Raw genomic sequence first — 13,318 nt, 5'->3', positions numbered from 1 at the left:
ATCGGCATCGGCGTCGATTTTCATGGCCGGGTGCACAAGCCGATGGCAAAGGTCCTGATCAAGGAACTGGATCCGTACAAACTGATGTTCATCGAAGAACCGGTGCTCAGTGAAAACTACGAAGCTCTGAAAGAACTGGCACCGCTGACCAGTATCCCGATCGCACTGGGCGAGCGGCTGTATTCCCGTTGGGATTTCAAGCGCATCCTGAGCGAAGGTTATGTCGATATCATCCAGCCCGATGTTTCTCACGCCGGCGGCATCACAGAAACCCGCAAAATCGCCACCATGGCCGAAGCCTATGATGTGGCGGTGGCATTGCATTGCCCGCTGGGTCCGATTGCGCTGGCTGCTTGCCTGCAAGTTGACGCGGTGTCGTACAACGCGGTCATCCAGGAACAAAGCCTGGGTATCCACTACAACGAGAGCAACGATTTGCTCGACTACGTGAAAAACCCTGAGGTATTCGCCTACGACAAAGGTTACGTGACCATCCCGCAAGGACCGGGGCTGGGCATCGAAATCAACGAGGAATATGTCAAGGAACGGGCGGCTATCGGTCATCGCTGGCGCAATCCGATCTGGCGTCACAAGGATGGCAGCTTCGCAGAGTGGTAACGCGCGGACCAAAGATACGCCTGAAGTAACTGCCTGGCGTCGCCGCGTGGCGTCAATTAAAAAACAAACCCCGGATGCGCTTGTGGCATATCCGGGGTTTTCACTTCAGAATCGCGGCCTCCGGCAAGACGCCGCTTCTCTTAAATCTTAAGCTGCCTGCTTTTGCTCAGCCGGCTTTTCATCGCGCAATTCACGGCGCAAAATCTTGCCCACATTCGTCTTCGGCAGATCGTTGCGGAACTCGATATATTTCGGCCGCTTGTAACCCGTCAACTGCTCACGACAGTAAGCCATCAACTGCTCGGCCGTCAGCGACGGATCTTTGCGCACCACGAAAATCTTCACCACTTCACCGGCATGTTCGTCCGGCACGCCGACGCAGGCACATTCCAGTACGCCTGGATGCTGCACCACCACGCCTTCGACTTCATTCGGATACACATTGAAGCCGGACACCAGGATCATGTCCTTCTTACGGTCGACAATCTTGGTATAGCCGCGCTCATCCATGATGCCGATATCGCCGGATTTGAAAAAGCCGTCGGCCGTCATGACCTTCGCGGTTTCATCGTCACGGTTCCAGTAGCCGCGCATGACTTGCGGGCCGCGGATGGCGATTTCGCCGGCCTGGCCCAGAGGTACAGGATTGCCGGCATCGTCCAGGATCGCAATTTCGGTCGATGGCAAAGGCAAGCCGATGGTGCCACTGTATTCGGTGATGCTGGTTGGATTGGCGCAAGCGATGGGCGATGTTTCGGACAAGCCGTAACCTTCGATAATCGGACAGCCGGTAACTTCTTTCCATTTATCCGCAACCGCTTTTTGCACTGCCATGCCGCCACCGACACAAACCCGGTAACCGGAGAAATCCAGCTTGGCAAAATCGGGATGATTCAACAAGGCGTTATACAGCGTATTGACCGCCGGGAAAGTGTTGATCTGGTACTTCGACATTTCCTTGATCAAGCCGGCGATGTCGCGCGGATTCGGGATCAGCAGATTCAACGCGCCCTCGCGCATGCCAAGCATGCCGCAGACCGTCAACGCAAAGATATGGTACAGCGGCAAGGCGCAGACAAAAGCCAGTTGCTCGACCTTCGGACCGCTATCCAAGCCTGGGGAAAGCCAGGCCTCAGCCTGTAGCACGTTAGCCACAACGTTACGGTGCGACAGCGTTGCCCCCTTGGAAACGCCAGTGGTGCCGCCTGTATATTGCAGGAAGGCGACGTCGTCTGGCATCAATCCAACCGGCTTCAGCTGCAGCGATGACGCTTGCGACAATACGCTGTTGAACGGCACTGAACCTGGCAGCGAATAACCTGGCACCATTTTCTTGACATGGCGCACCACCAGATTGACCAACAGGCCTTTGACGCCCATCAGATCACCCATGCTGGCAACCACCACATGCTTGATCTTGGTCCGCGCAACGACTTGCTGCAGCGTAGTGGCGAAGTTTTCCAGGATGAAGATGGCTTCCGCGCCTGAATCGTTCAGCTGATGTTCGAGCTCACGCGGCGTATATAACGGATTGACGTTAACCACGGTATAGCCGGCGCGCAAAATGGCGGCAATTGCCACCGGATATTGCAATACGTTAGGCATCATGATGGCGACGCGTGCGCCCTTTTCGAGGCCCTTGCTTTGCAGCCACGCGCCAACTTTACGCGACAACTGGTCGACCTCGGCATAAGTCAGGTATTTACCCATGCAGGCATAGGCGTTGCGCGATGCGTATTTCTTAAACGCTTCTTCCAGCAACTGCACCAGGGATTGATATTGCGTGAAGTCAATCTCGGTAGCCACGCCTTCAGGATACGATTTGAGCCAAAATTTATCCATGTTCTGCCTTTAGTCTCTACTTGTTATAAATGCATTGTTTTTGGCTTGTTTCGCTGGAAAAAAACACGCCTGTAGGGGGATATTACCGAATCCGCTAAAAAAGCACGGTTGTATTTTTTTGTTCTATCGCGATGCTATCGGGCAAAGCGTCGGCATGCAAGCGTTTTGATGCATATTTGAGCAAATCGTCGACACTCAGCTTCATGTTGTGATGCAGCAAAATTTCTGCCCGCAGATGCTTGACGCCCTCCTCGTTCGGGCTCCATTTCACATGGGCCACCGCCACTGCCGGGTGCTCAAACAAGACTTCCTCGATCTGCCGGGGAAACACACGCTGGCCGCCTCGCACCAACATATTACTCTTGCGGTCGATGATGGAAACAAAACCGTCATCGTCGATGCTGGCGACGTCGCCGGTGGCCAGCCAGCCATCATGTAAACGTTCTTTAGTTATTTTTCTGGCAATCAGATTCAATGCTGTCGCGCTGGCAACCTGCGTCACATCATGTCCCGCAGCGCTAGCATGGCCATGATCGTAACCGGCAAACAACTGGGGCCCACGTACCCAAAGCTCGCCCAAGGTATCGCTGGGCAGTTCGGCATCGGTATCCAGATCGACCACTTTCACTTCCGTATCCGGCAGCGGCACGCCTACTGCGCCCGGATGGCGGTGCGCGGTCAATGGCATGGCCAGCACCGCCGGCGATGCTTCAGTCAGGCCATAGGCTTCCACCAGGCGGCCGCGCGTCAGTTTTTCAAATTCTTCGCGAATTTCCTGGGCCAGCGGCGAACCACTGACGGCGCAGACCCGGATCGAAGCCAGGCCGTAGCGCCGCACGCCCGGCGTGTGCGCCAGCTCGCGTACCATGCGCGGCGTGGTCGGGAAGTAAGTCGGCCGCATTTTCTTGACGGTCTTTAGCAGAGGTTCCAGCTCAGATCCCGGCAACAGGATCAGGGTCGCCCCAAGATACACGCCAAGATGCAACAAGCCGGTCAGGCCGTAGGCAGTGGATAACGGCTGCTGCGCAAGGAAACGTTCATCGCCTGGCCTCGATTCCGGCAGCCAATGACGCAGTTGCAAGGCATTTGCCGCCAGATTGCGATGCGAAAGCGCCACCGGCAATGGCGTACCGGTGGCGCCGTAGGTATAGACCACCACCGCGATAGCTTCGATATCTTGCACAAGCTCCATCGGCGCAACCGTGCCGCGCCCCAGCACTTGCTTGAACTTCAGGTAACGCCGCTCATGCCTGCGATGTTGTTTGTCCTGACGGAACCAAGGCAGCCAATGTCCTTCCTGCACATGGTGCAAGACAGCGAATTTCAACTTCTCGCGCCAGCCCATGTGATCGATCATCGAAGCAAATATCACACGCCGCAAACCGGCTGCGCGGCTGTCGCCTTGCAACACGTCACGCAAATCGTCGTACCGGTCGGTGGTCGTTACCAGCATCACTGCAGTAGCATCTGCGATCCGCGTCAGCAACACTTCCTTAGGTGTCGCGGCATCGCTGAGCACCGCAACGGCGCCAGCTTTCAAGACACCGAAATAGGCAATCACCAAAGACGGTATATTCGGCAAGGCCAGCAAGACCCGGTCACCGGGCTTGATGCGCATGTCGAGCAAGCCATGGGCGAAACGATTAGCTTGCCGATCCAGTTCGCGCCAGTCTATTTTTCCGCCGCGGTATGACAGTGCGGCAGTTTTGGCAAAACGCCGGGCGGTTGCCTCCAGCAAGCGTGGCAAGGGTACTGTCGGCATCTTGATGCGATAAGGCGTGCGGGCATCGTAGAATTTCAGCCATGGACGCTCGGCTTCGAGCTGCTTGCGGGCTGCGCGCCGCATGGCTTTTTGCTGCGCACGGCGTTCCGCCAGTTCCGACGGATCAGATTGCATCTGCAAGAATCGCTGTATCGCGCGATTCACCGCATCGGGCCGCTCCACCATCACCTGATGAGCGGAAACCGGCACCACCACTTCTTCCGCTCCCGGAATCAAGCGCGCCACTTCCTTGTATGCAGCTTCGTCGAACAGGATATCGCGGTGCCCGAGGATCACCAGCGTCGGCACCTTGATCGCACGTAGATATTCGGTGCCGTCCCACGACAATAAAGCATTTTTATTTTGCAGGTACACCACGTGCGACGGCGGATAAATCCGGGCCGCGGTGATGCCGACATACGGCATCAATCTGCGCATCAAGTCAAACAGCCGCGGCGGCATGCGCAACAAGATACGGCCGGCCAGGCGCAAGCGGAAGCGCGCTGCCGAGGCAATCATGATCAGTGCCGACACACGTTCCGGAAACTGCTTGAGGAAATAGGAAGACAGCGCGCCGCCGAATGAATGGCAAACCAGGATGAAACGTGGCGGCAGGTCCAGCTGATCCAGGGCCGCGGCGATATCTGCGACTAGTTCTGGTATATCGTAGCTGGCACCTTCGGCTGCTGTCGGTGCGTCGCTGTAGCCGTGGCCTCGCAGATCGAGCGCAATCACCCGGTAGTCAAGCTGGAATTGCTCCAGCTGGTATTCCCAGTAGGCGGCGCGGCCGCCAAAGCCGTGGATGAATACCATGGTTGGTTGCTGGCTCCTGGGGGCCCGGTCAAATTCCGGCCCCGCATCCAGCACGCTCATTTCGAGTGCAGTGTCATAGATCCCATTGCCATTAGACGCCAGGCGATTGGGCAACTTCAACGTACTGCGATGCAGGTCGGCGTTAAATGTCATCTTGGCATTGTAACCAAGGTAAGTTACACAGGGCGATTTTTTGCCAGTTCTTCCAGCTGGCGATGCCTCTCGTCTTTGCTGAGGGCCGCCAACCTTGCGACAGCCGCATAAAATTTCGGGAAGGTGTGCTGTTGCGCCAGCAAAGCCTTGAAACCCGGCACCAGCTCGTAGTAAGTCGCCACCAGCGCCAGATGGGCATTCGACAGCGGTTCGGCGAACCAGCGGTCGTATCCGGTGTAGCCACCCCACTTTGTTTTGAGCACTTGATAATCGGCTTGCAGCGCCAGGAAAATCGCTGCCTTCTGCTGCAATTTCTGCGTATCGCTGAGATCGCTCGCATAGTTGCTTGCAAGGCGTTGCCGGTACTGCATCAGCAGCGCCACGAACTCTTCTTTACGTCCTTCAAACTGGACGTAGGCGTCACGGATTTTTTGATTGCCTACCGCCTGCAGCCACCGTTCAACGCCGGCCTGCTCGACTGCGGTAGCGAACGATTCATTGAACTGCGTATCGTCTTTTGCGTAGACAGTCTGATGCGCCAATTCATGGAAAATCAAGCGCGCCAGCTCGCCGTCGGGATAGCGGATAAAGGTCGACAACAGCGGATCGTTAAACCAGCCGAGCGTGGAATAGGCGGGCACACCGCTGACCTGCACGTCGTAGCCTTGCTGGCGCAAGTCGGCGGCGAATTTCTGTGCGGCGCCCTGACTGAAATAACCCCGATAATTGACGCAGCCGGCAATCGGGAAACACCACTGCTTGGGCACTAGCGACAGGGCCGGCGCCGCCACCACATTCCACAGCGCGAACGGCCGCTTCAGATCAGCGTATTCCGTGTAACTGCGATTGTCGGGCAGGCCTAGGTCGCTCACGGCGAAACGGCGCATTTGCCTGGTGCGTTGCAGCTTGACCTTGATATCGGCGGCGATGCCTGGATCGGCTAGCAAGTCGTCAATCGGACGGGCCCGATCCAACAAGGTGAACTCGCCATTTGCAGCCTGCCCGTAATAGGCCAGCTGGGCACATCCGGCTACCAGCACGGCTAACAATACAACCGTGGGCAGCCGGATATTCATGCCACGGAACTATCCCCGTGGGGCGCTTTTTCAACTTCCACCAGGACATCGTAAAACGTCGGCGCCCTGCCCATGTCGGTCAGCCTCTGGCTGGTGACTTCGTTGGCGTTCTTGCCGTCGCTGGCCATTTTTTTCCACCAGATCGACAAGCCCACCACCAGCCCGATCCGGGCCTTGTCGGTGACTCTCAGTTTGGCGTTGAAACTGCCGCGGTCATTATAGATGCGTACGGTATCGCCGCTGACCAAGGCCCTTTTTCCGGCATCCTCCGGATGCATGTCCAGATGCGGTTCGCCTTCGGTATCGCGCAGGCTTTTAACGTTGACGAAACTGGAATTGAGGAAGTTGCGCGCCGGCGGCGAAATCATCGCCAGCGGGTATTTCCTGGCCAGTTCGGGATTGCTGGCCAGCGACTCATACGGTGCGATATAAGTCGGCAGAGGATGGAGGCCGTCTTGCAGCATTTGCGCACTGTAGAACTCGCATTTTCCGGACGGTGTCGGGAAGCCGCCGTTGGCGAATGGCGCATCCGGCACGTTCAGTTTTTGCCAGCCTTTTTGCTTCAGCGAATCCCAGTCGAAATGGACCGCGCGCACATTTTTCCTGTCAAAGGCTTGCGCGGCAATTTCATCGTCGCTCTCGCGGAAACAGGCATCGTCGAAACCCATGCGGGCAGCCAGCAGGCGGAAGATCTCGGTATTCGGCTTGGCTTCGCCGAGCGGTGCGATCGCGGCGTTATTCGCCAGCATGTACAGATGGCCGTAGGCTGAGTGCGCGTCTACGTGTTCCAGCTGCGTGGTTGCCGGTAGCACGATGTCGGCGTAGTCGGCGGTATCGGTTTGAAAATGCTCCAGCACCACAGTGAATAAATCTTCACGCGCGAAACCTCGGGCGACGACGCCGGACTCCGGCGCCACCGCTACCGGATTCGAGTTATATACGATCAAGGCTTCGATTTTCGGACCGAATTCCGGCGAGGTTTCGCGCAACAGATCGTCGCCGATCGTGCTCATGTTGATGGTGCGCGGCGCCAGTCCTTGTTTGGTCAGAAAATCAGGGCGCTGCAACGCCTGGTTATTCTTTGGAAAACTATCCGAAGACGACAACTGCACGCCGCCCGCAGCATGGCGCCAGGCGCCGACCAGCGCCGGCAGGCAAGTGATATTACGTACCGCCATGCCGCCGCCATGCACGCGCTGCAAACCATAATTCACGCGGATCGCCGCCGCTTCGCCACGTAATGCCGCACCGCCGTAACTGCGCGCCAGCTCCAGTACTTCCCCGGCGCTGATGCCGCACACCTCCGCGGTCTTTTCAGGTGTCCATGTCGACACTTGTTGTTTCAACTGTTCGAAACCAAGCGTGTATTGGGCGATGTAGTCGTGGTCCAGCAGGTCTTCTGCGATCAGCACATGCATCATGCCAAGCGCCAGGGCGGAATCGGTCCCCGGCAGCAAGGCGATATGCTGATGGCATTTGTCGGCGCTCAGGGAGCGGTAAGGATCGATCGCGATCAGCTTGGCGCCGCGCCGCTTGGCTTCTTGTGCGCGCATCCAGAAATGCAGGTTCGATGCAATCGGATTGCCACCCCAGATCAGGATCAGCTTGGCGTTCTGGAATTGTTCGAGGTCGGTGCCGATCCTGGCGCCTATCGTATATTTGTAACCGGCGCCGCCAGCCGCGGCGCAAATGGTGCGATCCAGCAGCGAAGCGCCAACGCGGTTGAAAAAACGCATCGACATCGATTCGCCCTGCACCAGGCCCATGGTGCCGGCGTAGCTGTAGGGCAGGATAGCTTGCGGGTTGCGGGCGGCAATCTCGCCCAGCCGTCCGGCGATCGTGGCGATCGCCTCGTCCCAGCTGATCTGTACGAATATCCCCTCGCCCTTTTTGCCGACTCGCTTGAGTGGATGCAGCAAGCGGTCCTTGTGGTAAGTCCGTTCGGTATAACGCGAGACCTTGGTGCACAGCACGCCGGCGGTAGTTGGGTGATCGGGATCGCCACGGACTTCGGTGGCGACGCCGTCGGTGACAGTCACCAACAGCGCGCAGGTATCGGGGCAATCATGCGGACAAGCCGCACGAATGGTAGTGGTAGTCATAATGTCATCAGAATCAAGGCGCTTCAATACGCTACTTTAGCAAAATCCACTCAAACAAGATGCATTTGATCGCTTCTGTTTACTTTCTGATTTGCAATTGCATCTCAGGATCCATCAAGCGCAACATGAAAGCCTCGCATTGAGCGACTTGTTCCAGCGCCACGAATTCGTTCGGCCGGTGTGCCTGCTCAATACTCCCGGGGCCGCAGACCACGGTTGGAATGCCGGCGCGCTGGAACAAGCCCGCTTCGGTACCGTAGGAAACTGCGCCATTCGGCTTGTTGCGGGCCAACGCCGAGGCCAGTTGAACCACGGCGTCGCTCTCCTGCATGCTGAGACCGGGAGCCGATGCCAGCCATTCAAAATCGATTGCCGCATCCGGTTCCACCTTCTGCATTTCTGGTAGCAGCGCGGCGGCGAAGCTCTGGATTTCCTGATATAGGTGCTCGACGTCGATACCCGGCATGGTGCGCGCCTCGAACTCGAATTTGCAATCCTTGGGCACGATGTTCGATGCCAGCCCGCCGTGTATTACCCCCGTCTGCATGGTGGTGTAGGGAACCGTAAATCCGTAATCGCGCGTCTCCAGCTGGGCAAAGCGATCCGCCATCTGGCGGATATAGACGATGATGCGCGCCGCATACTCGATCGAGTTGACGCCCATGGTGGTGTAGCTGGAATGCGCTTCGCGGCCGCGGATGCAGCAACGGAAACGATGCGTGCCTTTATGCGCGATGATCGGTTGCATGGAAGTCGGCTCACCGACAATGCAGCCCGCCGGCTTCAATCCAAGTTCCTGCAAATCCTTGATCAACCCCTGCACGCCGATGCAACCTACTTCTTCGTCATAGGACAAGGCAAAGTGCAGCGGCGCGTCCATTCCGGCTGCCAGGAATTGCGGCGCCAGCGCCAGCGCGGTGGCGATATAACTCTTCATGTCGGCCGAACCGCGGCCATACAACAGCCCATCCTTGACGGTCGCCTTGAACGGATCGGTATCCCAGGCCTGTCCTTCGACCGGCACCACGTCGGTGTGGCCAGACAAGATCAGGCCGGGTTTAGGACCTTCACCCAGCGTTGCAAACAGATTGGCCTTCTTGCCGCTGGCGTCGTAGGTCAGACGCGATGTAACGCCAAGGCTGGCCAGGTAATCGCGGGTCCACTCGATCAATCCCAGATTGGAGTCGCGTGATACGGTCTGGAAGGCAATCAAACGTTCGATCATGGCCATGACTTCGGGCGAAGGTGTCAATCCGGTATTGTTCAAAGTATTTGCAGTGTTCGAAGTGCTCATGGCGTGTCCTTTATGCCGTGCCATCGCTCAGATGGCAGGCGGAAAAATGTTTGGCGCTGATTTCTTTCAATGCGGCTTCTCTACTTCACAGCGCGGAAGGAAATGGCAGCAATGTCCGAGTATACGGTGATTGGCGTGTGCAAACACCGTCTCGTCGCAAACAGGGAAATCAGGTTGGCGATCCTGGCCGCACTGTCATGCTCTCCTGTGAATGAACATCGACGAACCATGTAGGCGTAATATACACATTCTGGACGTTACGCCATTCATCAATTTTGCGGGCAAGAGGCGTGCCAAATATCAGGAGCACAATATGAATTTGATCGATCCCATCATTGCCTTCCAGGCAGAACTGCAGGCAATCCGACGTGATTTGCATGCACATCCCGAACTCAACTACGAAGAACAGCGGACCTCAGATGTGGTGGCCCGCAAGCTGACCGAATGGCAGATTCCTATTGTGCGCGGCATGGGCGTCACCGGCGTGGTCGGCATTGTAAAAAATGGCAATAGCGACCGTGCGATCGGCTTGCGCGCCGATATGGATGCCTTGCCGATGCAAGAGTTGAATACCTTCCCGCATGCGTCCCGACATCAGGGCAAGATGCACGCTTGTGGACATGACGGCCACACTGCGATGCTGCTTGGTGCGGCGCATCATCTGGCCCAGCATCGCAATTTCGACGGCACTGTGTACCTGATTTTCCAGCCTGCCGAAGAAGGTGGCGGCGGCGCGCAACGCATGATCGATGACGGTTTGTTTGAAAAATATCCGATGGAAGCGGTGTTCGGCATGCATAACTGGCCGGGCATGCCGACTGGCAGCTTTGGCGTCACGCCTGGGCCGATGATGGCTTCCAGTAATGAATTCGAGGTGATCGTCAAAGGCAAAGGTTCGCATGCTGCGCAGCCGCACAAGAGCATAGATCCGGTCATGGTCGCGGTGCAGATAGCACAAAGCTGGCAGACCATCGTTTCGCGCAATATCAATCCGAACGATCCGGCAGTCCTCTCTGTGACGCAAATTCACAGCGGCAGTGCTACCAATGTGATTCCCGATGAGGCAACGTTGATTGGCACCGTGCGGACGTTTTCGCTTGCTGTGCTGGATACGATCGAGGCGCGTATGCGGGAAGTGGCGCAACATACTGCTGCGGCGTTCGGCGCGGAAGTCGAGTTCCGTTTCCATCGCAATTATCCGCCGCTGGTGAATCACGTCAAAGAGACCGCGTTTGTGGTTGAGGTATTGCAGGCATTGGTCGGCAGTAACAATGTCAATCCACTGGTGGAGCCGACCATGGGTGCAGAAGATTTCGCATTCATGTTGAAGAACAAGCCCGGCTGCTACGTGTTCATCGGTAACGGCGAAGGTACGCACAGGGACGGCGGCCATGGCCTCGGCCCGTGCAACCTGCATAATGCCAGCTATGATTTCAACGATGATCTGCTGCCGATCGGCGCCAGCTATTGGGTCAATCTTGCGGAAGCTTATCTGAAAAAAATGTAATCGCTGGACCTCCCCGGCATTGATACCGGGGAGGTCCTCTGGATCACTTATTGATCCGTCCTCTCCTCCTCACATTCATCAAACTCATGAATCAAATTGAAGTTGCTTACGACCAGCCGATGCAATTGGGCGAGTGCCCGCTATGGCACGCTGAAGAGGCCGCACTGTACTGGGTCGACATTTCAGCGATGCAGGTGCATCGCCTGCGGCCTGCCGACGGCCGCCACGCCATGTGGCAGCTGAATGCCGAGCCTGGTTGCATCGGCCGTCATGCCAACGGCGGTCTGATCGTCGCCATGCGCACCGGCCTCGCGCATTTGAACACCGACAACGGTGAACTCTCGCACATTGCCGATGCGCCCTACGACACTGCCACCGCGCGGTTTAATGACGGCCGTTGCGATGCTGCCGGCCGTTTCTGGACTGGTACGATTTACGAACCGCGCGACCATGCCGGCGCCCAGTTATACGCAGTTGAAAAAGGTGTTGTACGCGCCGCCGGCAATCCTGTGACAGTGTCCAACGGCCTCGGCTTCAGTGGCGATAGCCGTACGCTTTACCATAGCGACACCACTGCGCACAGGATCTGTAGTTACGAATTTGAGTTGGCAACAGGGAAAATCGGCGAAGGCCAGGTACTGAAACAATTCGCCATGGATAAAAGTGCCGCTGATTATGGGGGCCGCCCGGACGGTGCCGCGGTCGATAGCGAAGATGCCTATTGGTGCGCGATGTATGAGGGTGGCAGGTTATTGCGCTTGTCGCCCGCAGGTGAAGTTCTGCACGAGGTGATTTTACCTGCACGTTGCCCGACGATGATGGCATTTGGCGGCGAAGACTTACGAACCTTGTACATTACCACTGTGCGTGAAAAGCGCGGCGCTGCCGAGCTTGAGCGATATCCTTTGTCTGGCTGTATCTTGTCGCTTCGCGTTGATGTGCCTGGCAGGATTGAACCCGCTTACATTGCTTGATTTCGAGGCCGGAATTACCCGTCATTACCCGTTTTACGACATGAATTACCTGTAGTCCGGCAACAATTCCGGTTTTCGACTATTCTTTAGGGCTGTAGCCGCGCGCCGTGGCAAGCCCGTTCGAAATACATCGACGGCAATCAATCGGCTGACGCGACTGTCCACATGAGTATGGCGACGACTTGTTTGTCATTCGCTTTTTATTTTCTTACGCTCGAAAGTCTTTTATGCAAAAAAAACAAACCGGACTCAAGATTCTTGCCGCTGCCTGCTTGCTGGCCGGCGTGCACTCCAGCAGCTTCGCCGTTGACTCCGCATCCTTCGAACTCGGCACCGGCAACAAGAGCCAACTGGCCCGAGCTGCTGTGCAATGGGATTGGAATACAGCTTTGTGGCAAGGAAGCAGCACGCAGCTTGGCGGCTATTGGGATTTGAGCCTGGCTGAATTTCGTCAGAATCAGTACCAGAATGTCCCTGGGCAGACGAAAAACCTGACGGATATCGGCTTTACACCAGTGTTCCGCTTCCAGAGCAATGACAAAAAGGGCCTGTACGGTGAAGCCGGCATTGGCGTGCATCTGATGTCGCATCTGTATGACAACAATAGCCGTCGTTTTTCCACCGCTTTTGAGTTTGGCGACCATCTGGGCGCCGGCTATGTGTTCGGCAATGGCCTTGATGTCGGCATCAAGTTGCAGCACTTCTCCAATGGTGGCATCAAGAAGCCGAATAGCGGAGCAAATTTTGCTGTATTGCGGGTAGCTTATCCGTTCTAAGCGGGGGCATTGCTGATGCAGAGAAACAGAATGAACAAGCAAAAAGCCAGTCGCGTAAGCTGACTGGCTTTTTTATGCCTGTAATAATCGTGTATCACTCGTGAATTTGCCCGGGGCGGATGTATATATCGGCATCGTATTTCGCGGCTTTTCAGGTGTTGTACAAAGCGTTCGCGCAAAGCAAAAACCCTCTGAGGATAAGCTCAGAGGGTTTTTTAATAAAAGCCTGACGATGACCTACTTTCACACTGGTTGCAGCACTATCATCGGCGCAAATTCGTTTCACGGTCCTGTTCGGGATGGGAAGGGGTGGTACCAAATCGCTATGGTCATCAGGCATAACTTGTAACCGCTGTTCGTTCTCCAGGTGGAGCAACGCACAACGCAATCTAGAAGAAGTA

The 13,318-nt window shown here is 56.5% G+C and carries 9 protein-coding genes and 1 rRNA gene; 4 read left to right on the top strand and 6 right to left on the bottom strand.

Annotated elements, in window-relative coordinates:
• Positions 1 to 618 (top strand): galactonate dehydratase (gene dgoD, locus BM205_RS23730; RefSeq protein WP_092417306.1); only part of this gene is annotated, 618 nt, incomplete at its 5' end.
• 147 nt (positions 619 to 765) lie between these two features.
• Here dgoD and BM205_RS23725 read toward each other — a convergent pair.
• The 5 genes from BM205_RS23725 to argE all read right to left on the bottom strand — a co-directional run bounded on the left by BM205_RS23725 (position 766) and on the right by argE (position 9,660).
• Entirely contained in the window at positions 766 to 2,460 is a 1,695-nt protein-coding gene (locus BM205_RS23725) for a long-chain fatty acid--CoA ligase (RefSeq protein ID WP_092417305.1), read from the bottom strand.
• A 94-nt stretch (positions 2,461 to 2,554) separates the two neighbouring features.
• Positions 2,555 to 5,188: an alpha/beta fold hydrolase gene (locus BM205_RS23720; protein WP_092417304.1), complete on the bottom strand. Its 2,634-nt coding sequence runs from the start codon at positions 5,186 to 5,188 to the stop codon at positions 2,555 to 2,557.
• Between the two features lie 23 nt (positions 5,189 to 5,211).
• Entirely contained in the window at positions 5,212 to 6,264 is a 1,053-nt protein-coding gene (locus tag BM205_RS23715) for an aminopeptidase (RefSeq protein ID WP_092417303.1), read from the bottom strand.
• Positions 6,261 to 8,366 carry a molybdopterin-containing oxidoreductase family protein gene (locus BM205_RS23710; protein ID WP_092417302.1) on the bottom strand — a complete coding sequence of 702 codons (2,106 nt, stop codon included), beginning with the start codon at positions 8,364 to 8,366 and terminating at the stop codon, positions 6,261 to 6,263. The genes BM205_RS23715 and BM205_RS23710 overlap by 4 nt, the downstream gene beginning before the upstream one ends.
• Before the next feature lie 79 nt (positions 8,367 to 8,445).
• Positions 8,446 to 9,660 carry an acetylornithine deacetylase gene (gene argE, locus BM205_RS23705; protein WP_092417301.1) on the bottom strand — a complete coding sequence of 405 codons (1,215 nt, stop codon included), beginning with the start codon at positions 9,658 to 9,660 and terminating at the stop codon, positions 8,446 to 8,448.
• A 313-nt stretch (positions 9,661 to 9,973) separates the two neighbouring features.
• On the opposite strand from argE, the gene BM205_RS23700 reads away from it, so the two are divergent.
• The 3 genes from BM205_RS23700 (at position 9,974) to BM205_RS23690 (ending at position 12,917) form a co-directional block, all read left to right on the top strand.
• Positions 9,974 to 11,167 (top strand): M20 aminoacylase family protein, encoded by a 1,194-nt coding sequence (locus BM205_RS23700; RefSeq protein ID WP_092417300.1) that lies wholly within the window; start codon positions 9,974 to 9,976, stop codon positions 11,165 to 11,167.
• Between the two features lie 86 nt (positions 11,168 to 11,253).
• On the top strand, positions 11,254 to 12,141 hold the full coding sequence (locus tag BM205_RS23695; protein WP_092417299.1) for an SMP-30/gluconolactonase/LRE family protein: 888 nt from the start codon (positions 11,254 to 11,256) through the stop codon (positions 12,139 to 12,141).
• A gap of 227 nt (positions 12,142 to 12,368) precedes the next feature.
• Entirely contained in the window at positions 12,369 to 12,917 is a 549-nt protein-coding gene (locus tag BM205_RS23690) for an acyloxyacyl hydrolase (protein ID WP_092417298.1), read from the top strand.
• Between the two features lie 224 nt (positions 12,918 to 13,141).
• Here BM205_RS23690 and rrf read toward each other — a convergent pair.
• Positions 13,142 to 13,254, bottom strand: a 5S ribosomal RNA gene (rrf, locus tag BM205_RS23685).
• Positions 13,255 to 13,318: the final 64 nt, after the last annotated feature.

Source organism: Collimonas sp. OK307 (genome assembly GCF_900113705.1).
GTDB lineage: Bacteria > Pseudomonadota > Gammaproteobacteria > Burkholderiales > Burkholderiaceae_D > Collimonas.
Note: the sequence above shows the minus strand (reverse complement) of the source record. Positions and strands in the feature narration are given on the sequence as shown.

Coding starts and splice junctions, on each gene's coding strand:
- BM205_RS23710 (WP_092417302.1), bottom strand. CDS start 8,366: ATGACTACCACTACCATTCGTGCGGCTTGTCCGCATGATTGCCCCGAT.
- BM205_RS23715 (WP_092417303.1), bottom strand. CDS start 6,264: ATGAATATCCGGCTGCCCACGGTTGTATTGTTAGCCGTGCTGGTAGCC.
- argE (WP_092417301.1), bottom strand. CDS start 9,660: ATGAGCACTTCGAACACTGCAAATACTTTGAACAATACCGGATTGACA.
- BM205_RS23720 (WP_092417304.1), bottom strand. CDS start 5,188: ATGACATTTAACGCCGACCTGCATCGCAGTACGTTGAAGTTGCCCAAT.
- BM205_RS23700 (WP_092417300.1), top strand. CDS start 9,974: ATGAATTTGATCGATCCCATCATTGCCTTCCAGGCAGAACTGCAGGCA.
- BM205_RS23725 (WP_092417305.1), bottom strand. CDS start 2,460: ATGGATAAATTTTGGCTCAAATCGTATCCTGAAGGCGTGGCTACCGAG.
- BM205_RS23690 (WP_092417298.1), top strand. CDS start 12,369: ATGCAAAAAAAACAAACCGGACTCAAGATTCTTGCCGCTGCCTGCTTG.
- BM205_RS23695 (WP_092417299.1), top strand. CDS start 11,254: ATGAATCAAATTGAAGTTGCTTACGACCAGCCGATGCAATTGGGCGAG.